Raw genomic sequence first — 244 nt, forward strand, 5'->3', positions numbered from 1 at the left:
AAGGTTGACAAATCCGTCCGTTTTAGGAGCCAATACACTGTAAAACTCTTCGGTTGTTTTCTTTGCAATATACTGATCTTTCATCACACCCGCGCTATGAATGATGCCGTGAAGGCCGGCATATTCCGTCTCAATTGTTTTGACCAGGTCTGCCGCAGTTTGAGCGTTTGTTACGTCAGCCTGCTTGTATTCCGCTTATGCTCCGAGTGATTCAAGCGATTGCAGCTGCATCCGCTGATTCACG

1 pseudogene is annotated in these 244 nt (G+C 47.1%); it reads right to left on the reverse strand.

What is annotated here, in order from left to right:
• Positions 1 to 244: pseudogene (locus KVT31_RS29880) on the reverse strand (SDR family oxidoreductase); the annotation flags it as partial.

Source organism: Bacillus sp. GbtcB14 (assembly GCF_019091205.1).
Taxonomy (GTDB): Bacteria; Bacillota; Bacilli; order Bacillales; family Bacillaceae_G; genus Bacillus_A; species Bacillus_A cereus_AG.